This is a genomic window from Hymenobacter saemangeumensis (genome assembly GCF_039541835.1).
In the GTDB taxonomy this organism is placed as follows: domain Bacteria; phylum Bacteroidota; class Bacteroidia; order Cytophagales; family Hymenobacteraceae; genus Hymenobacter; species Hymenobacter saemangeumensis.
The window spans coordinates 1-18,481 of record NZ_BAABGZ010000069.1 but is presented as its reverse complement, the minus strand read 5'-3'; the positions used below and the strand labels follow the sequence as shown (position 1 = coordinate 18,481).

At 62.8% G+C, this 18,481-nt stretch carries 17 protein-coding genes; 7 read left to right on the top strand and 10 right to left on the bottom strand.

What is annotated here, in order from left to right; all coding sequences use genetic code 11:
• Positions 1 to 115 precede the first annotated feature (115 nt).
• The 6 genes from ABD919_RS16565 to pulA all read right to left on the bottom strand — a co-directional run bounded on the left by ABD919_RS16565 (position 116) and on the right by pulA (position 5,773).
• Positions 116 to 1,360 carry a serpin family protein gene (locus ABD919_RS16565; protein ID WP_345237155.1) on the bottom strand — a complete coding sequence of 415 codons (1,245 nt, stop codon included), beginning with the start codon at positions 1,358 to 1,360 and terminating at the stop codon, positions 116 to 118.
• Positions 1,361 to 1,461: 101 nt separating this feature from the next.
• The gene (locus tag ABD919_RS16560) at positions 1,462 to 2,478 is read right to left on the bottom strand and encodes a bestrophin family protein (protein WP_345237154.1); all 1,017 of its coding nucleotides are present in this window, start codon (positions 2,476 to 2,478) and stop codon (positions 1,462 to 1,464) included.
• Between the two features lie 73 nt (positions 2,479 to 2,551).
• On the bottom strand, positions 2,552 to 2,929 hold the full coding sequence (locus ABD919_RS16555; RefSeq protein ID WP_345237153.1) for a cupin domain-containing protein: 378 nt from the start codon (positions 2,927 to 2,929) through the stop codon (positions 2,552 to 2,554).
• Between the two features lie 273 nt (positions 2,930 to 3,202).
• Positions 3,203 to 3,385: an HAD hydrolase-like protein gene (locus ABD919_RS16550; protein ID WP_345237152.1), complete on the bottom strand. Its 183-nt coding sequence runs from the start codon at positions 3,383 to 3,385 to the stop codon at positions 3,203 to 3,205.
• Positions 3,386 to 3,466: 81 nt separating this feature from the next.
• Entirely contained in the window at positions 3,467 to 3,733 is a 267-nt protein-coding gene (locus ABD919_RS16545; RefSeq protein ID WP_345237151.1) for a hypothetical protein, read from the bottom strand.
• Positions 3,734 to 3,772: 39 nt separating this feature from the next.
• Positions 3,773 to 5,773: a type I pullulanase gene (gene pulA, locus ABD919_RS16540; RefSeq protein WP_345237150.1), complete on the bottom strand. Its 2,001-nt coding sequence runs from the start codon at positions 5,771 to 5,773 to the stop codon at positions 3,773 to 3,775.
• Between the two features lie 225 nt (positions 5,774 to 5,998).
• Here pulA and ABD919_RS16535 point away from each other — a divergent pair, with 225 nt between their 5' ends.
• The 4 genes from ABD919_RS16535 to ABD919_RS16520 all read left to right on the top strand — a co-directional run bounded on the left by ABD919_RS16535 (position 5,999) and on the right by ABD919_RS16520 (position 10,754).
• Positions 5,999 to 6,661 carry a hypothetical protein gene (locus ABD919_RS16535; RefSeq protein WP_345237149.1) on the top strand — a complete coding sequence of 221 codons (663 nt, stop codon included), beginning with the start codon at positions 5,999 to 6,001 and terminating at the stop codon, positions 6,659 to 6,661.
• A gap of 153 nt (positions 6,662 to 6,814) precedes the next feature.
• Entirely contained in the window at positions 6,815 to 7,807 is a 993-nt protein-coding gene (locus ABD919_RS16530; RefSeq protein WP_345237148.1) for a hypothetical protein, read from the top strand.
• 247 nt (positions 7,808 to 8,054) lie between these two features.
• Positions 8,055 to 9,833: an OmpA family protein gene (locus ABD919_RS16525; protein WP_345237147.1), complete on the top strand. Its 1,779-nt coding sequence runs from the start codon at positions 8,055 to 8,057 to the stop codon at positions 9,831 to 9,833.
• Between the two features lie 147 nt (positions 9,834 to 9,980).
• Positions 9,981 to 10,754, top strand: a complete 774-nt coding sequence (locus ABD919_RS16520) for an ABC transporter permease (protein WP_345237146.1) — start codon at positions 9,981 to 9,983, stop codon at positions 10,752 to 10,754.
• 76 nt (positions 10,755 to 10,830) lie between these two features.
• Here ABD919_RS16520 and ABD919_RS16515 read toward each other — a convergent pair whose 3' ends face one another.
• The gene (locus tag ABD919_RS16515; protein WP_345237145.1) at positions 10,831 to 11,430 is read right to left on the bottom strand and encodes a transposase; all 600 of its coding nucleotides are present in this window, start codon (positions 11,428 to 11,430) and stop codon (positions 10,831 to 10,833) included.
• Between the two features lie 97 nt (positions 11,431 to 11,527).
• Between ABD919_RS16515 and ABD919_RS16510 the strand changes: the two genes are divergently transcribed.
• The 3 genes from ABD919_RS16510 to ABD919_RS16500 all read left to right on the top strand — a co-directional run bounded on the left by ABD919_RS16510 (position 11,528) and on the right by ABD919_RS16500 (position 15,383).
• On the top strand, positions 11,528 to 12,358 hold the full coding sequence (locus tag ABD919_RS16510) for an ATP-binding cassette domain-containing protein (protein WP_345237144.1): 831 nt from the start codon (positions 11,528 to 11,530) through the stop codon (positions 12,356 to 12,358).
• An 82-nt stretch (positions 12,359 to 12,440) separates the two neighbouring features.
• Positions 12,441 to 13,793 (top strand): sigma-54-dependent transcriptional regulator, encoded by a 1,353-nt coding sequence (locus tag ABD919_RS16505; protein ID WP_345237143.1) that lies wholly within the window; start codon positions 12,441 to 12,443, stop codon positions 13,791 to 13,793.
• 153 nt (positions 13,794 to 13,946) lie between these two features.
• Positions 13,947 to 15,383, top strand: coding sequence for an ATP-binding protein (locus ABD919_RS16500; RefSeq protein WP_345237142.1), 1,437 nt, complete (start codon positions 13,947 to 13,949; stop codon positions 15,381 to 15,383).
• A gap of 145 nt (positions 15,384 to 15,528) precedes the next feature.
• Here ABD919_RS16500 and ABD919_RS16495 read toward each other — a convergent pair whose 3' ends face one another.
• From ABD919_RS16495 to ABD919_RS16485, 3 genes are all read right to left on the bottom strand, one after another.
• Positions 15,529 to 15,990: a YybH family protein gene (locus ABD919_RS16495; protein WP_345237141.1), complete on the bottom strand. Its 462-nt coding sequence runs from the start codon at positions 15,988 to 15,990 to the stop codon at positions 15,529 to 15,531.
• 84 nt (positions 15,991 to 16,074) lie between these two features.
• Complete coding sequence (locus ABD919_RS16490; protein WP_345237140.1) at positions 16,075 to 16,605, bottom strand: glycine zipper domain-containing protein; 531 nt, start codon at positions 16,603 to 16,605, stop codon at positions 16,075 to 16,077.
• A 340-nt stretch (positions 16,606 to 16,945) separates the two neighbouring features.
• On the bottom strand, positions 16,946 to 18,199 hold the full coding sequence (locus tag ABD919_RS16485; RefSeq protein ID WP_345237139.1) for a YCF48-related protein: 1,254 nt from the start codon (positions 18,197 to 18,199) through the stop codon (positions 16,946 to 16,948).
• Positions 18,200 to 18,481 lie beyond the last annotated feature (282 nt).

Here is an 18,481-nt window from a genome sequence, read left to right as displayed (position 1 = left end):
GGCACAGTCCCGGAGACGCAAAATGTTGCGTCTCTACATCGTTCTCGCAAACCACTTCGCGACAAGTCTAAAAAGCAGCACCCAGCCTTGAAAAATGCCCTTACGGCGGGGCAGGCTAGGGATTCGTGAGCTGCCCCATGAAGAGAACGGCGTTGCTGGCTTTCTCGCGAATGAGGAAAAGGAAGGGCCGGTTGATGTACACGGCCGGCGGCAGCGAGGTGGTGCCCACGCCCACCGACGTCACGGCGGCGGCCTCGCTGCCTTCTTCGTTTACTTCCAGCACCGCCTTGTGCTTCACGCTGCTAATCGCCAGGTTAGTGGCCCCGTTGGCCAGCATCTGGCTGAAGTTGGCCTGCCCGCCGAAAGCCACGCCCATGCCCAGCTGGGTGAGGGTCTGGTTCAGCTCCTGCTCGTAAGCCAGGCGGAACTTGGGCAGGTGCAGATGCCAGGTGGTGCTGTCGGCCCGGGCCAGCCAGGTAGCCAGCTGCCCGGCACTGAGGCGGCCGGCTACGTCGGCCAGGGTAGCCGTGCCCTGGGGCACAATCAGCGTCATGCTAAACTGCTTGTTGCCGTAAGGCAGGTCGATTACCTGCTGCTGGCCATCCTGGTATTTGAGGTATTTGCCGCGGGTCATCATCATCATGTCCACCAGGGTGCTGCCGCCGCCCTCCAGCTGAAAAGGCTCGCGGCGCGTCAGCTGGGGGTCGAAGCGGTACGTCCAGTCGCCCTTGAAGTACAGGGCATTGATGAGGTACATCACGTCATCGGCGCTGGTCCCGTCGAGGATGGTGGGAATTTTCCCCTGCGTGCTGGCCGACACCCAGCTGTTGATGGTGTTGGCTGTAGTGGGGCTGGCGAAGTTGACGCCCCGCACGCTGGCGTTGAAATAGGTCTGGTTTTTCTGCACGAAGGGTGCTGCCAGCTGGTACTGCTCGCCGTGCCAGATGGAGTTGGCCACCGTGAACCGCACGCGGTTGTCGAGCCCGCCGAGCAGCCCAAAAAGGCCCTGGTAGGCTTGGTTGATTTCCAGGTCGGTAAGCGGCGTAAAGCCCAGCGTGCTTTTCATGGCCGTCTTGGTGCTGCCGTCGGCCCCGTTGTAGGCCATGGTGAGCGCCGCCGATATGCTGAGCGGCGAGATAAACAGGTTGGCGGCCGGGGCGCCCTGGCGCAGCGCCCCAAAGGCCCGGTAGGCGAAGTCGTTGGCGCTGCCTACGGTCTGGCGCTCGGCCGCAGTGAGCGGGCGCAGGTTGGGCACGTTGCCGGTGGGCGGGGGCGCCACGGTTTCTTTCTGGCAGGCAGTGAACAGGGCAGCCGCGCCCGCCAGCCCCAGGAGGGTGGTTTTTATTCGGGTCAGAAACATAAAAAGCAGGGTGAGGTGAATGGAATAGCCCGGCACTCCGCGGCTGCCGTGCTGCCTCCCTGACCGCCCACCCCCGCCGATGGTTGCAGCCCCGGCCGGCCCTACAGCAGAATGTCGTTGAAGGGCTGAATGCGGGGCGGCAGGTCGGTTTCGCCCAGCATCTCGCGCAAATCAATTTCGATGTTGCGGCAGATGGCCGTCATGGGCACATCGTTTACGTAGTTTTCGAACGGGTCCTCGGAGTTGTCGCCTACCACTTCAATGGTGGCGAAAATCCAGGAAATCAGCACCGAGAACGGCACCGCCAGCCAGGTAGAGCCGCCCGTGCCCAGCTTGCTGAACTCGCCCACCAGCCCAAAGGGCAGCAGCAGAATGAATATCCAGACGAAGATGGTGCTGAAGTAGGCGTACTGCCGCGGGAAAGGCGTGTTTTTGATGCGCTCGCAGGCGCCCTGCAGGTTGTAGCACTCCCGAATGGTTTGCATCAGGTCCAGGTGGCGGAAGCTGTCGAGCAGGCCCGCGTCGAAGAGCTGCTGCAGTGCCAGGCTTTGGCGGTGCAGCAGCTGGGCCGGCGGGCTGCCCTGGCTCATCACCTGGCGGCACTCATTGTCGGGCAGGAAGGTGCTGACCAGCGGCTCGCCGGGCTTGCCGTCCGAGAGCTGCACGTGGGGCACGTAGGAGATGTTGTGCCGGTCGTGAATGGTGGTGCGGCGCAGCTGCAGGCGCAGAGCATTAAGCCAGGCCAGCTGCCGGTAAATCAGCTCCCGGTGCTTGTCTTTGAGAGCGGCGGCCGTCAGCGGCGCGGAGGGGTTAAAATGGTTGGAGACGTAGCCGCTCACCTGGCTGGCCCAGGTGCGGGAGTTGTTGACGATGCCACCCCAGGTTTTGCGGGCTTCCCAGAACCGGTCGTACGACTGGCTGTTCTTGAAGCCCATGTAAAAGGCCACGGCAATGCCGATGGTGCTCAGCGGCAGGAAGGGCAGGCGGATATCAATGCCCCGGGGCAGCAGGTAGCAGTAGCAGCCCGTTACCAGCAGCGACCAAAAGGTGAAGCCAATGAGGTTGCGCCAGGCAAACTGTAGAATCAGCCCGGCCCGGATGTTCCGGCGTACATACATAAGCGCAAATCAGAAAAGCAGACAGCATGGAAAGCTGCCGCCGCAGCAGCTTTTCCACCGCTTGCCGTCAACGTTAGCCGCGGCGCAGGCCCAAGCGCTCGACGGTTTCCCCTTCAAAGTCAAACTCGATGAGGACGGCGGGCTCCTCGCCCACCACCCAGCCGTCGTGTCCTGGTGCAATGGCCACTACCTGCGGCGCCTCAAAGGCTTCCTGCGTGCCATCGGCATACTGGATAGTGAAGCGCCCGGCTGCCAGAAAGCCCACGTGCGCGTGCTGGCACAGGTCGGTGCCCACCACGGGCCGCATCTGCTCCGACCAGCGGAAGCCGGCCGGGTACACCACGCGCTTTACCCGGGAATTGCCGGTGCGCACAACATCAACTTGCACGCCGCCGACTTCGCGGCGCTCGGCCCCTTTCAACGGGGCCAGTAAGGAGTGGAGGTCAGTCATAGAACAAAGCAGTAAGTGCTGAAAGTGGCTTTAAATATAGGCCATTGCTTGTGGAAAACACGGGCTTGCTGGGGGCGCATCCTTTCCCGGCTTGCATCGGTATGATGAAGGCGCTGGCCACTGGCTTCGGGTATGAAGAAATGGTAGTTGCGAAGGCGGGTTTCACGCAGTGTTTCGCACTGGCAGGCAGAGTAATCAGCGCTGTTATTCTGCCCGTTAAAGACCACCGCAACCACAGCCTTAAAAGACCACGCTGCTATACCCCTTGTCTTGTTATCCTCCCAATTTCATCAACGCTCTTAGGCGCGCATCGTAGCCCCGCAGCCCTTCCACCTCGGCCAGCTCAATGTGCCGGAAGCGGTAGGTAGCCGCCAGCGTGTTCATGGTTTGCAGAAAGAAGGGGCAGGAGTCGGCCAGGGTGCCATCACAGTCGAAGATGACGAGCTTGTACTTCATGCTGGGCTGGCAAGTAAAACGCCGCGCAGCGGGCCACCAGGGCTCCGCTACGCGGCGTTTTTTCTGGGTTGAATCCGGCTATTAGTTGAGAAATACCCGGTGGCGCACCTCAAAGCGGTGCGGAGCGAAGGCATTGTAGTAGGGAGCCTCCCCACGGAATTCCAGCACGTGGAGCAGGGGCATGCCTTCGAGGCGGCTTTCCACTACGCGCACGGCGTAGGTCTGGCCTTCCACGGGCCAGTCGCCTGCGTGGTTCAAGGGGCGGTTGTCGGCGTCTACGCACACGGCGTAGTCGAGGTAGGGAGCGCTGCGGGTCGCTTCGGCGATGGTGTGGGCGGTTACTTCCATAAGGCAAAGGTAACAACGGGTTTTTCGGTTCGGTTCGAATCAGGGCTGCACCAGAATCAGGGCCGTAGACGCGGGCAGGGTGAGCGGAGCTCCGGCTGCCAGCTCCAGCTTTTCGATGCCCTGCTCGTTTAGCTGGTCACCGCGCAATACTAGCGAATAATTCCCGGGCGGTACGCTCACCGGCGTTGCGCTTCGGTTCCCATTGAACAGCACCACGATGGTGCCCCAGGCATCGCCGCCGGCGTGGCCCAGCAGGCGGTAGCCGATGGTGCCGCCGGGCAGGGCGGGCAGAAACTCCAGGTGCTTGGCAATGAGCTCCTGGCTGGGCAGGCGGAACGCCGGGTGGGCCTTGCGCAGGGCAATGAGGCGGCGGTAAAACTTGTTGATACTCAGATACGCCGCCTTACGGGCCCAATCCAGCTGGTTCACGCTGTCGGGCTGGTTGTAGGAGTTGCTGGAGCCGCCCTTGCTGCGCAGAAAGTCGTCGCCCACCGGCAGGAAGGGAATGCCCTGCGACGTAAACACGATGGTGTTGCTGAGCAGGTCCATCTTTATCAGCTCGGCTTCAGTAGCGCCGGGGTTGGCGGCAATGAGCTTGTCCCACAGCACCCGGTCGTCGTGGCAGGCCACGTAGTTGATGGCCTGCGTGGGCGACCGGGCCCAGGGCGCTTTGCTGTAGTTCACTTTGCCGTAGTCGAGCTGCGGGTGCTGGGTGGCGGCCACGATGCCGAACTTCACGCTTTCCTCCAGGCCGGGCTTGCCGCTGGCGAAGCCGGGCTCGCGCTGCTCGGCGTAGTGGCCCTTCACGCCGTCGCGCAGCTCATCCCCGAAGGCCGCCACGCGGTCGAGCTGGCCCACATTGGCCTTCACGGCCCGCTCCGCTTCCGGCAGGGGGCTGGGCCCGGCCGCCCAGCCCTCGCCGTACACCAGGATGCTGTGGTCAATCTGGTCCAGGGCCCGGCGCACGTCGCGCATGGTGCGCAAATCCAGGATGCCCATCAAGTCGAAGCGGAAGCCGTCGACGTGATACTCGCGGGCCCAGTAGGCTACCGACTCCACGATGAGCTTGCGCACCATGGGCCGCTCCGAAGCCACTTCGTTGCCGCAGGCCGAGGCGTTGGACAAGCGGCCGTCGGCATTCTGGCGGTAATAGTAGCCGGGCACCAGCTGCTCGAAGGCGCTGCGGCCGGCGTCGGCGGTGTGGTTGTACACCACGTCCACCACCACGCGCAGGCCCTTGTTGTGCAGGGCCTGCACCATCTGCCGAAACTCGCGGATGCGCACGGCGGGCTCGGCGGCGTCGGTGGCGTAGGAGCCCTCGGGCACGGTGTAGTGCAGCGGGTCGTAGCCCCAGTTGTAGCGGGCGCCGGGCTGGCTTTCGTCGATGGACGCGAAGTCGTTGGTGGGCAGCAGGTGGGCGTGGGTGATGCCCAGCTCCACCAGGTGGTCGAGGCCGGTGTGTACGCCCTTGGGGCCGCGGGTGCCGGTTTCGGCCAGGCCCAGGTACTTGCCCTTGTGCCTGATGCCCGACTCGGGGTGCATGGAGATGTCGCGCAGGTGCAGCTCCCCGATTATCACGTTGCTGGGCGCTTTCAGCCGGGGGCGCAGGTCGTCGGCCCAGCCGTCGGGGCTGGCCTGGCGGGGGTCGAGTATGGCGCCGCGCTTGCCGTTGAGGCCCACGGCGTGGGCGTAGGGGTCGGCCACCTCAGCCATCTGCCGGCCGTTGATGGTAGCCTGCACGGTGTAGAACGAGCCGGGCAGCTTCGCGGGCAGCTTATACACCCAGGTACCGTCCTTGTCGGCCTGCATGTCGTAGCTGGCCACGTAGTCGCCGCCGGTTCCCTGCTTATACAGCCGGAGCTGCAAGCCGGAGGCCGTGGGCGCCCACACCCGCAGCGTGGCCTGTCCCGCGTTGAATGTCAGGCCCAGGTCGGGGCCATAGTAGGTAGGATAGGTGGAGTACTGGCTCAGGGCCGGCCGCCGCGAGCTGGCACAGGCAGTGGTCATCAGCAGCATACCTATCAAAAGCAGGTCTTTCATGGAAAACAGGACGCCAGGTGGCGCGGGGCAAGTTCCGGAAAATTGCCGTTATGGAAAATCCGCGTTTTCATTTTGAAAAAAATTAAGGCGCATCCAGGTGGCCGCCCTCATTACTGCCTGCATTCACTTCTTGATTTCCAGTTTTTTATGCATAAATCTGCCAGTACCCGATAAAATGGGCACTGGAGTTGGCATCTGGCAGCCGTCACCAACCTACACGCTGCCATGCCTATTCTGGATAATCTCGCCAAAGCGGCCAAAGACTTTTTCGTCGAGGACGAGCACCGGGCGGCCCCGGCCACTCCCCCACCGGCCGTACCCGCTGCTTCTCCGTCTCCCTCGGCCGCCCCGGCTGCTGCCGGCCTGCAGCAGCCCGAGCAGCGCCACCTCGACCACATTGCCAGCCTGCTGGCCGGCGACGGCAAGGACTTCATCGCCTTCACCAAAATGGTGAAAAGCATGGCGGCCAGCGGCATGAGCGGCCCCCTGCTCTACCAAACGGCCTTCAACGCCTTTGCCGCCGTCACCGGCCAGGACCTGCCCGCCCTGCTGGCATCGGCCGAGCAGTACGAGCAAAAGCTGGGCGACGACCGGGCCCGGGTGCAGCAGCGCCACCGCGAAAAGCAAGGCCAGGCCGCCCCGCTGAAAGGCCCGCCCGGACCCGTCGTGCAGCTGCAAAGCCAGGAAAAGCAGCTCCAGGCCGACGTAGCCGAGCTCACCCGGCTACTGGCCGACAAAACCCAGCAGCTGCAAGCCACCCAGCAGCAGCTGCAGGCCGAGCGCCAGAAAGCCGACGCCGCCCTGGCGTCCTACGAGCTGGCCAACGCCGCCGCCCTGGCCGACCTCCACGCCCACCGCCAGGCCGCTCAGTCTTTTCTGGCGAAGTGATGAGGTGATGAGGTGATGAGGTGATGAGGTCAAAAAGTCTTCTGACTGCCTCCCATCCTCTCACTTTTCACGCTTCCCCACCTTCCACTTCATCCCTTCATCACCTCTTCCCTTCATCACCTCATCACCTCCTTACCTCATCACCTCCTTACCATGAATACTCCCCTACTCAGCACCGATTCCGATACCGGCTTGCCCAAGTGGCAGCAGCCGGAGAAAGTTGCCGGCCGCATCGTGCTGCTCGGCCTGGTGGCCGCCGGCGTGTACTTCTGGGGCCAGATTGTGCCCTACCTCGTCGACATTGTGTTCGACACCGTGAAGCTGGGCATTGGGCTCGGCACCTTGTTCGTCCTGTTTCTGCTCGTCACCAACAAGCGCATCAAGGCCGGGCTGTGGTATGCCGGGCAGCGCATCCTGCGCACGGCCGCCGGCATCTTCGTCAACACCGACCCCATCGGCATCATGGAAGACTACATCCAGAACACCGAGAAGGAAGCCCGCAAGATGGAAGCCGAAGTGGGCCACATCGAAGGCGCCCACGAGCTGGTGAAGCGCAAGCTGGCGGCCAACGCCACCCAGATGAAGGAGTACCTGGCCCTGGCCGACTCCGCCACCCGCCAGGGCGAGAAGGACGCCGCCGAAAGCTACGCCTCCCGCGCCGCCCAGCTGCAGGACTACAACCAGCGCCTGCAGCCCATGGCCACCACCACGGCCAACGTGACGGTGGTGATGCGCCAGATTCTGAAAGCCGCCCTGCGGCAGATTGACGGCAGCAAGTTCAAAGTCAACCTGCTCAAGGACGAGTACGAGCTGGTGAAGCGCACCAGCTCCGGCATGCGGGCCGCCATGAACATCCTGCGCGGCGACCCCGACAAGAAGTACTTCTTCGACCTGGCCACAGACCGCGTGGCCCAGGACATGGCCCAGCAGCTTGGTCAGATTAAGCAGGCCATGCGCTACTCCCAGGAGTTTGTGAAGGAGATGGACATCCAGAACGGCGTGATGAGCGAGAAAGGCCAGCGCCTGCTGGAGAAGTACCAGAAAGGCGACTTCAACGCCGTGCTCGACCAGCAGCCCCGCCAGCCCCAAAGCATCCAAGCCACCCGTCAAGCCACCAACGATGCCTATTCTAGCCTGCTTGATTAGCTTTTTACTGGCCGGCTGCGTGCTGTAGCGCGGACTCTGCGAGTCCGCGCCTGCCCGAACAAGAGCCTCAGCCGACCCTGCGAAGCGCAGTGGAAGCAACAGTACTAAAACCATTCAAAGGGTCCGGGAAAATCGTTTCAGCAAGCAGAAGCTGACGCCACCCTCTGGGAGAATACCCGGGCCATTCAACCTTTTTCAATTCACCTTTTAACCATACGCGGACTCCCAGAGTCCGCGCTACTTAATCATGACAACCCGTGGTAAAATCGTAATTGGGGCCATTATCGTGGCCATCCTTTACTTCGGCATCAACAAGGTCGTTTCCTCTGGTGCCATCTTCAAGAAAGCCGAAACCCAGTCGGTACTGCTCAACTCCATTGAGCTGCCGGCCGTGGCCGCCGGCAGCCGCGCCACCACCGTGGTGCCGCTGGCCCCGCTGCCCGGCACGGCCCCGGCCGACAAAGGCACCCCCGTGGTGTGGGAAGTAATGGCCTGGAACTCCCAGATGGCCGGCATGCTGGCCAACGGCGGCCCGCGCAGCACCATGGGCTCGGCCATGGCGGCCAATGGCCTGGACCTGCAGATTGTGCGGCAGGACGACGTGGCCAAGATGCAGGCCGACCTGGTGAAAAACGCCCTGGACCTGCAAAACAACCCCGACACGCCCGGCCTCATCGTAAGCATCATGGGCGACGGCCTGCCCGGCTTCTCGGCCGTGCAGGAGCAGCTGCAAAAGGCCGGCACCGGCCTGCAGATTCTGCCCTACAGCTGCGGGAAGTCGTTTGGCGAAGACAAGCTGATGGGCCCCAAGGAGTGGCTCGACAACCCCAAAGCGGCCCTGGGCAAAACCATTGCCTGCTACCTGCGCGACGGCGACCAGAACATTGCCCTGAAGTGGTGCGCCGACAACGGCCTCAAGGTCAACCCCGACGAGACGACCTACGACCCCGAAGCCGTCAACTTCATGGCCTCGTCCGACTTCCTGGTGGCGGCCGAGAAGTACATCCTGGCCAAGCCCGAAGCCCGCACCAAAGTGGTGAAAGGCCACAGCACCGGCGTCAAGGTTGACATCATTGCCGACGCCGTAGCCACCTGGACGCCCGGCGACGTGAACATTGCCAAGCAGAAAGGCGGCCTGGTCAACATCGTATCCACGAAAGACTACTCCAACCAGATGCCCAACATCATGGTGACCACCAAGCGCTGGTACGACGCCCACCCCAAAGAAGTGGAGGGCATCATGACGGCCCTGGCCGTGGCCGGCGACCAGGTGAAGTCCCACCCCGAAGCCCTGAGCCGCGCCGCCGACATCTCGGCCCAGGTGTACGGCGACCAGGACAAGCCCGGCGCCTATTGGCTGAAGTACTACAAGGGCGTGAGCGAAGCCGACCGCAACGGCGAAGTAGTGGAGCTGGGCGGCAGCAAGGCCTTCAACTTCGCCGATAACCTGACACTGTTCGGCCTCGACAACGGCGGCACCAACATCTACGCCGCCGTGTACAAAACCTTCGGCGACGTGCAAAGCAAGCTATACCCCAAGGAGCTGCCCAGCTACGTGCCCCTCACCGAGATGCTGGACCTGACGCCCCTGAAAAAGCTGCAGGCCAAGTACCGCGACAAGGCCATAGCCCCGGCCGAAGCCCCCAAGTTTGCCGCCGACGATGAAATCCGCCAGAGCGTGAGCAAGCGGGCCTGGAACATCGAGTTCAACACCGGCCAGAGCAGCTTCACCCCCGCCGCCCAGCGCGAGCTGAGCCAGCTGTTCGACGACCTCATCGTGGCCGGCCGCCTCAAAGTGGCCGTGCACGGCCACACCGACAACCAGGGCGACCCGCAGCGCAACCAGCAGCTGTCCGAAGACCGCGCCATGGCCGTGCAAAAGTGGCTCGAAGCCAAAAGCTCCAGCGCTTTCCCCGCCGGCCGCGTGCAGGTGTACGCCCACGGCCCCACCGAGCCCATCGCCAGCAACGCCACCGACGCCGGCCGGGCCCAGAACCGAAGGGTGGAGATTGTGCTGGGGAACTAACCCCACCCCCGGCCCCTCCCCAAAAGGGAGGGGAGCCAAACGACTGATAGTAGCATCTCATTAACTATACATCTTATACTAACTCCTTCGCCAGGCTCCCCCTCCCTTTTGGGGAGGGGGTCGGGGGGAGGGGTTGGTCATGCGCCCATGAAACTCCTCTTCTCCCCCAACGCCCAGCCGCCCCGCGCCACCTTCCTGCTGATGGTGGCCGGCCAGGGCCTGGTGCTGCTGCTGCTCTGGCTGTTCTACCCGCTGCAGATATTCCCCCGCCTGGGCGAGGTGTTCCAGGCCCTGGGCGACCTTATCGGCAGCCAGGGCCTCATCCAGGAGCTGTGGGCCAGCATGACCACGGCGCTGCAGGCCCTGGGCGTGGCGACGGTGCTGGCCCTGGGCATCTCTTACCTCACGGCCCTGCCCTTCTTCCGGCCCATTGCTTACGCGGCCAGCAAGATGCGCTACCTCACCCTCACCGGCCTCACCTTCTTCATGGCCCTGATGCTCAGCTCCGGCCACCAGGTGAAGCTTTCGGTGCTGATTTTCGGGGCCACCGTCTACCTCGTCACCGGCATGACCAGCGTGATTCTGACCACCACCCAGGAGGAAATGGACCACGCCCGCACCCTGGGCATGAGCGAGTGGCGCAGCTTCTGGGAAGTAGTAGTGCTGGGCAAGCTCGACGAGATGCTGGAAGTGGTGCGCCAGAACTTCGCCATCATCTGGACCATGATTACGCTGGTCGAAACCCTCTACCAGTCGGAAGGCGGCATCGGCCTGCTGCTCTACAAGCAAAACCGCTACCTGCACCTGGACGGCGTGCTGGCCATTCAGCTGGTGATTCTGACCACCGGGGCAATTCAGGACTACGTGTTTGTGCTGCTGCGGAAAGTGTTTTTCCCTTACTCGACGCTAGGGCAAGCGTAGCGTGGACTCTGAGAGTCCGCGCCTGAGCGAACGACAGCGGTTATGCGCGGCAGGGCGCGGACTCGCAGAGTCCACGCTACATCGGGGCGAGGTAGGTGTTTGGCCACTGCTCCCAGGTTTCTACCAACCCCGCTTTTACTGGATTTTCAACTACATAAGCCACTACCCGCTCCAATTCTCCTTTTCGCACGACATGGTCGTAGCTCTCAGCCTGCCAGAAAGGGCCTGTTCGCCCAAGCAGCTTGTTCGCCTGTGTGGCCGTGTAGCTTTTCAGTCGTTGCAGCGTTTTCACCAAAGGCGGAGCTTCTTCCAGTATTCTCACCACCAAGTGTACGTGGTTTGGCATCAGGCAATAGCATCGCAGGTCGTAGCCCGTGCCATCGAAGTAGCGCAAGGACTCTGCCACCAGCGCCGCGATGTTGGTTTGCCGCAGATAAGTAGGGCCGTACCCGCCCTTGTTTAGCTGCTCGTCGAAACGACCGAAGTAACGTTTCTGGGCTGCGTACAGCTGGTCTGGCTCTAACTCAAAGCGTTGCCGGGCCAGCTCGGTTTCGGCCTGGAGCTGCTCTACGACTGTGCGCGGCAGCGAGCCCGCCAGCCGAAATGTGAGAAACACTACATCGCCTGGCGGCAAGCGGTGCGGCAGGTTGCGCTCATAATAAATCAGGTTCGACACAGGCGCAATGTAGTGTGGACTCTGCGAGTCCGCACCTTACTGCGCAATTCCTAACCCTTGAACGCGCGGACTCTCAGAGTCCACGCTACACATCACCATGAATCCGCTTCCCCACACCTACCAGGAGCCCATCCTCACCCTCAATAAGGTATCGATGCAGTTCAACGGCGAGCTTATCCTGCGCGACATCGACGCCCAAATCCGCAACGTGGTGCGGCCCGGCCTGAGCCAGGGCCAGGTGCTGGGCTTCTACGGCCGCTCGGGCATCGGCAAGTCGGTGCTGTGCCGGATTATGGCCGGCCTGCTCGCCCCCAGCCAAGGCACGGTGCAGGTGGGTGCGGCGCAAAAGCCCGTGCTGCCCGGCGCCGTGGGCTTCGTGCAGCAGCGCTACCCCCTGTTCAACCACCGCACCCTGCACGACAACCTGCTGGTGGCCGCCCTCCGCAAATACCCCGAGCCCGAGGCCCGCGAGCAGGTCGAAACCTACCTGGAGCGGTTCTGCCTGGGGCCCCACCGCACAAAGTATCCCGCCCACCTTTCCGGCGGGCAGCGTCAGCGCGCCGCCATTGCCCAGCAGCTGCTCTGCTCCGAGCACCTCATCCTGCTCGATGAGCCCTTCTCCGGCCTCGACGTGGCCATGATTGACGAAGTCAAGAAAATCATTGTCGAAGTCACCACCATGCACGAGCTCAACACCGTCGTCATCGTGTCGCACGACCTGGCCACCACCACCGCCCTCGCCGACCGCCTCTGGCTGCTGGGCTTCGAAAAAGACGCCAGCGGCGCCAGTATCCCCGGCGCCACCATCACGCAAAAGCACCAGTACAACCTCGCTGAAATGGGCTTCGCCTGGCAGCCTAATCTGGAGTCAGAAGCTGAGTTCGCCCAGTTCGTGGAGCATTTGAAGGAGGAAATTCGGGGAGGGTAGAAGTAGAAGCAATTAGTAATTCAGTCCAATGCTACTGCCCCAGCCAATACTTTTACCCATAATTCATAACTCCCTTCCACCCATGCCCACCGGCACCCTCCTGCTCATCGACGACGAAGCGCGCCTGCGCCAGCTCCTGGCCCGGGTGCTGGAGCTGGAAGGCTACACCGTGCTGCAAGCCCCCGATGCCGCCCGCGGCTTTGAGCAGCTGCAGCAGCACGCCGACGACATCCTGGTCATTCTCTCCGACGTGAAGCTGCCCGACGCCCACGGCGTAGACCTGCTGCCCCGCTTCAAGGCCAAGGCGCCCGATGCGGAAGTGGTGCTGCTCACGGCTTACGGTACCATTCCCGACGGTGTGAAAGCCATGAAGCTCGGCGCCTTCGACTACCTCACCAAGGGCGATTTCGAGCAGCAGCTGGTGGTGGTGGTGGACCGGGCCGCCGAAAAAGCCCGGCTGCGCAAGCGCGTGGCCGAGCTGGAAAAGCGCGTGGGCCAGCACTACCGCTTCGAGTCCATGGTGGGCCACTCGCCCGAGCTGCTGCGTACCCAGAACCTGGCCCGGCAGGTGGCGCCCACCGACTCCACCGTGCTGCTGGAAGGGCCCACCGGCAGCGGCAAGGAGCTGTTTGCCCAGGCCATTCACCATGCCAGCAGCCGCAGCGGCAAGCCCTTCGTAGCGGTGAACTGCAGCGCCTTTCCCAAGGATTTGATGGAGTCCGAGCTATTCGGCTACCGCAAAGGCGCCTTCACCGGGGCCCTTACCGACAAGAAAGGCCTGCTGGAAGAAGCCCACGGCGGCACCTTGTTTCTGGACGAGATTGGGGAGCTTGAGCTCAACGTGCAGGCCAAGTTCCTGCGGGTGCTGGAGATGCAGCAGTTCACCAAGCTCGGCGACACCAAGACCAGCAGCGTGAACGTGCGCATCGTGGCCGCCACCAACCGCAACCTCAAGCAGGAAGCCGCCGAAGGCCGCTTCCGCCCCGACCTCTACTACCGCCTGTCCGTGTTCACCATTGCCGTGCCGCCGCTCAAGGAACGGCCGGCCGACATCCTGCCCCTGGCGGCGCATTTCCTGCAGTACTTCGCGGCCCGGCTCAGCAAGCGCTTCCCCGGCCTGGCGCCCGACTGCGCGCAGCTGCTGCAGCGCTACCCCTGGCCCGGCAACGTGCGCGAGCTCAAGAACGTGCTGGAGCGCGCCGCCATCCTCGCTCCCAGCGGCGAGGCCCTGGCTGCCGACTTCCTGCCCGATGAGTTCCATGCCCACCGCGTCCTCAGCGACCCCGGCGATGAAAGCCTGCGGGCCCTCGAAGCCCGCCACATCCGCAAGCTCATGCAGGAGCAGGAAGGCAACAAGCCGGAAGTGGCCCGCCGCCTCGCCATCGGCCTCACCACCCTGTACCGCAAGCTGCAGGAGTACGGCATTGAGAGCTGATTTTTAATGTGCTGATGTTTTGATGTGCTGATGTGCTGGTCGTCGAGGCCTCCGGCCTCGCAATGACACGCTCCGAAGGCTTGCTACAATCAGGACAAACCGCCACCAGAACGAGCTGACAATTGACAACGAACAACTGACAACGAAACCCCGATGTCGTTAAAGCTTAAAATTCGCCTCAGCATCATTTCCCTGTGGGTTTTGCTGATGGCAACCGGCCTGTATGCCCTCTACGCCACGGGGCGGCCCCAGGCCAGTGCCGCCGATGCCCGTTTGGAGCAGCAGCTGCTCATTGGTCTGCTTTCGGGCAGCACCTTGCTGGCCCTGCTGCTGGCCGTGCGCCTGCCCCGGCAGGTAACGCGCCCGCTACGCCGCCTGGTGCACGACGTAGAGGACGTAGCCGGCCCCGGCCCGGCCACCCGCGTGTCTATCCGCAAAAACGACGAGGTAGGCTCCGTAGCTGCGGCCGTCAACCGCGTGCTGCGCCAGGCCCAGAACGAGCAGCGCGCCACCCTGGCGGCCCTCATCACCGAGCGCAACCGCATGGACAGCCTTGTCAGCAGCCTCGACGAGGGCCTGCTGGTGCTGGATGCGCAGGGGGTCATTGTGCTGGCCAACCCCGTAGCCTGCGACCTGCTCGGCCTGCCGGCCACCGGGCTGCTGGGCCAGCCGGCGCAGCTGCTGGCGGCCAGCCATGCCTCGCTGCGCGCGTGGATGCAGCCCCTGGCCGAAGCCAACCTGGCCGGCGACGACATACCGGACCCCGTGTTTACCTACCCGCACAAAGGCCCGTCGTGCCACTACCAGCTCAGCATCAGCGTCATCAAAAGCCAGGACCACCGCGGCGAGCTGGTGCCCGATGGTCACATTCTGTGCCTGCGCAACGTGTCGGACTTCAAAAAGCTTGATGAGCTGAAGTCCAATTTCCTGGCCACCATCTCTCACGAGCTCAAAACGCCCCTTTCCAGCATCAACCTCAGCCTGATGCTGCTTCAGGACGAGCGAACCGACGCCGAGGAGCGCCAGCGCATCGCCGCCGGTATCCGCGAGGAAACCCAGCGCCTGCTGGGCATGGTGGGCCAGCTTATCGACGTGTCGCGCCTCGACGCCGGTGCCGGCATCAAGCTCAACGTGCAGGTGCTGCACCTGGCCGAGGTAATCCGCTACGCCACCGACACTGTGCGCCCCCAGCTCGAAGACAAGCAGCTTCAGCTGGCCCTGGAAGTGCCCGAAAACCTGCCCCCCGTACAGGGTGACGTGGAAAAAACCACCTGGGTGCTCACCAACCTGCTGGCCAATGCCATTCGCTTCTCTCCGCCGGGTGCGCCGCTGCTTATCCGGGCCATGCAGTGGGGCGAGATGGTGCGCCTCAGCGTGCACGACCAAGGGCCGGGCATTCCCACGGAGTACCACAAGCGCATCTTCCAGCGCTTTGCCGGCGTGCCCACGCCCAGCGGCCACAGCGGCGGCTCGGGCCTCGGCCTCAGCATCTCCCACGAGTTTATCTCAGCGCAGGGCGGCCTGCTTTGGGTAGAAAGCAAGCCCGACTTGGGCAGCTGCTTCCTGTTCACCCTGCCCCAGGCAAATTGAGCAATTTGTAGCGTGGACTCTGCGAGTCCGCGCGTGTTGAACGTTCACACGCGCGGACTCGCAGAGTCCACGCTACATTTCAACCAACAAGGCCCCGACAACTGGATTGCCGGGGCCTTGTATTGGTACGACTGACGACCAGAATCTATTTACGCCGTAGCGGATGGTCTTCCAGCTGGGCGTAGCTGAGCTTCCAGGTAGCGTCTTTGCCCTCGCCCACCTGCTTCCAGACCATAATGTAGTTGCCTTCGCCAAAAGCGGAGGGCTGGCCGGGGGCTTCGGGCAGCACGTCGACGGAGAAGGTGCCGGCGGCGTAGGCCAGCTTGGAATCGGCGCCGGAGCTTACCACGCTGGTTTTTAGGTTGGCGATGGTGCCGCTGGTGGCGCGCACCCACTTGTCGCCCACCTCGCCTTTGCCGCTGAAGTGGGAGTTGCCCTGCAGAAACTGCACGTCATCGGCCAGGTAGCCCAGGGTCTTGTCTACTTCCTTGTTGTTCCAGGAGGTAATAAACTGCTTGTTCAGCTCCTCAATGTTAACCGCCTCGGGGGCTTTGGTGCAGCTGCTCAGCAGGGCGGCAGCAGCTACCGCAAACATGAAAGGTTTCATGGAATCAGGTTTTAAGATGGTGTAGGGTTGAGTGAAAAAAAACCCAAGCCGGAGCTTGGGTTTTTGAAAAAGCCAGGGGCTCAATTACCAGCTCTTACGCTTGTACTCCGACTCCGAGTAAGGCTTGGAACGGTCTTCGGGCGTGTTGTTCACGATGTACATGGAGGTCGGCATGGCCGTCTGGGCATCGGCGTAGGCCATTACGGCCGGGATGGCAGCGGCATCGGGGGTAGCGGCGTTCTTGGCAGCGAGGGCCTCGGCGCGGGCATTGGCAGCTTTGGCCTTGCGCTCGGCGGCAATGGCGCGCTGGTTGGCACGGTAGGCGGCATGACGGGCTTCGGCGGCGCGGGCCTCGGCGGCTTTCGCCTTGTTCTTGTTGTCGATGCTCTTACCTACGGCATAGCCGCCGGCACCACCCACAACACCCCCGACTACGCCACCCACTGCCCGGTTGCGCTTGTTGATAACAGAACCAAGTACGGCCCCGCCGGCGGTACCAATAACGGCACCCTTAGCCTGGGGGCTCCAGCCTTTACGCTCCTGGGCGTACACCGAAGAAGTGAGCGTGAAGGACAGCAGGAGAATGAAGCAGATGAAATTGATGGCAGTTTTCATGATTGTAGAAGTTAGGCGGTTGGATAAAATCACAAGCTCTGAACAGCCGTTTTGCAACCACCGTGCCATAACGATGCAAACCGGGCCGGAGTTACAGGCGCTCCGGCTACTGCGAGACGGACTGCGCTTGGGAATCAGTTTGGCTTATTGCGGCTCCCACATTTCCGCTACTGCCGTGGAAAGCCTGACCTTTTAGGATTTCTGCTTCATCCATTGTCTTTCAATTTGCACTGGGCCAGTATTGATAAATCCGGCTACCCTTCAGGAACTCCAAACATAAAAAAAGGCCCCGCTACCCAGGCCTGGGCAGCGGGGCGGTAAAAAGCGGAAGCCGGCAAGGCTATTCCACCGCCAGCTTTTGCTGACAGCTGCGGCCACCACTTTCGAGCTGCAGCAAGTACAGACCGGCGGCCAGGCCCGTGGTACGGAGGTCGGCCTGCCCCGGGGCCAGGCGGGTGCTTAGCACCTGCCGCCCATCGGTACTGAACAGGCTGGCCCTGGTTTCCTGCCCGGTGGGCAAGCCAGCCAGCTTTACGAGTCCACTTGCCGGATTGGGGTATACCCGGATGGCGGGCTGGCTGCCTGTGGCCGTTCCTGATACGGGTGAGTTGTACTTCACTACCCGGGCGCGGGCGCCGGCATCGCTGCCCACGGCATACCCAACCTGGGGAGTGGGAAAATACACGGCCGCGTAGGTGTCTACCGAGTTAAGGGACTGATTGGTCCAGGTACCGCCGCCGTCGCTGGTGCTGCGCAGGTTGCCATCATACCCTACGCCGTGGCCATTGAGGGCATCGGTGAAATGCATGCTGTAGAAGGAGCCAAACGTGCGATGGGCCACGATGCTCCAGGTTTGTCCACCATCGCTGCTTCTGAACAGCCGGTCCTGCACGTCGGCCACGTAGCCGGTCTGAGGGGTAGGGAAAGCCACGGCAGCCGCGCCGCCCATGGGTGCACTGCCGGACAGGCTGGGCAGCAGCTGCCAGGTCTGGCCACCGTCGGTGGTTTTCACTACCTGGGCCACGTTGCCAAACGAGCCCGAGTAGCCGCCCACGGCATAGCCCACCTGCGGCGAGGCAAACTCCAGAAAGCGAAAGGTGAAGATGCTGAGCGGGCCATTGTAGGTATAGATGGGCGACCAGGCGCTGCCGCCGTTGGTGCTCGCAAAAATCCGGTCGCCCTGCGTCACCAGCACCCGGTTGCCGGAATGGGCATACACGCCGTTGACCGAGGCGCCGGTGTTGAGCAGGTCGCGGCGCTGCCAGCTTTGCCCGCCGTTGGTGGTGCGGATGATGACGCCGGCGTTGCCCACCACGTAGCCGGTGTCGGGCGTTACAAAAAACACGTCGCGCAGGCTGCTTTGCACCCCGGTGGGCAGGTCCTGCCAGGTTTGCCCGCCGTCGGCCGTTTTCATAAAGCCCCCGATGGAAGCCGAGGCAAAGCCCTGGCTGGCATTGAGAAAGTGGACGTCGGTAAGGGAATACAGGCTGGCGGGTGGGCGCTGCACGGCCCATTGGGCCGAGGCCGGGGCGGCTGACAACAGGGCGCCCAGCACAAGCAAGGGCCGCAACGAGGTGGGTAGTGCAAGCTTCATAGCATTGAAAAGGTAAATGGAAGGAAATAAGGGGTGGAAACCGGATTTCTCTGCCCGGCCACTGCTGTGACCGTTCTGCCCGGCCCGGCGTTGCCTCCAGGCATAAGCTTTTGCCCGTACTGCTGGCCGGACAATGCCTTGTTATAACTTGCCTTGGGCATTGGCGCACTACAAAGCTCAGTAAGGGTAGTGCTGGCAAACCCCAGACTAAACGCATTCGGAATGGAGCGCTAAATTGGGCGCTTTGCGCCGATGTCGCTGCTCACTCACCTAGCCCAAGTA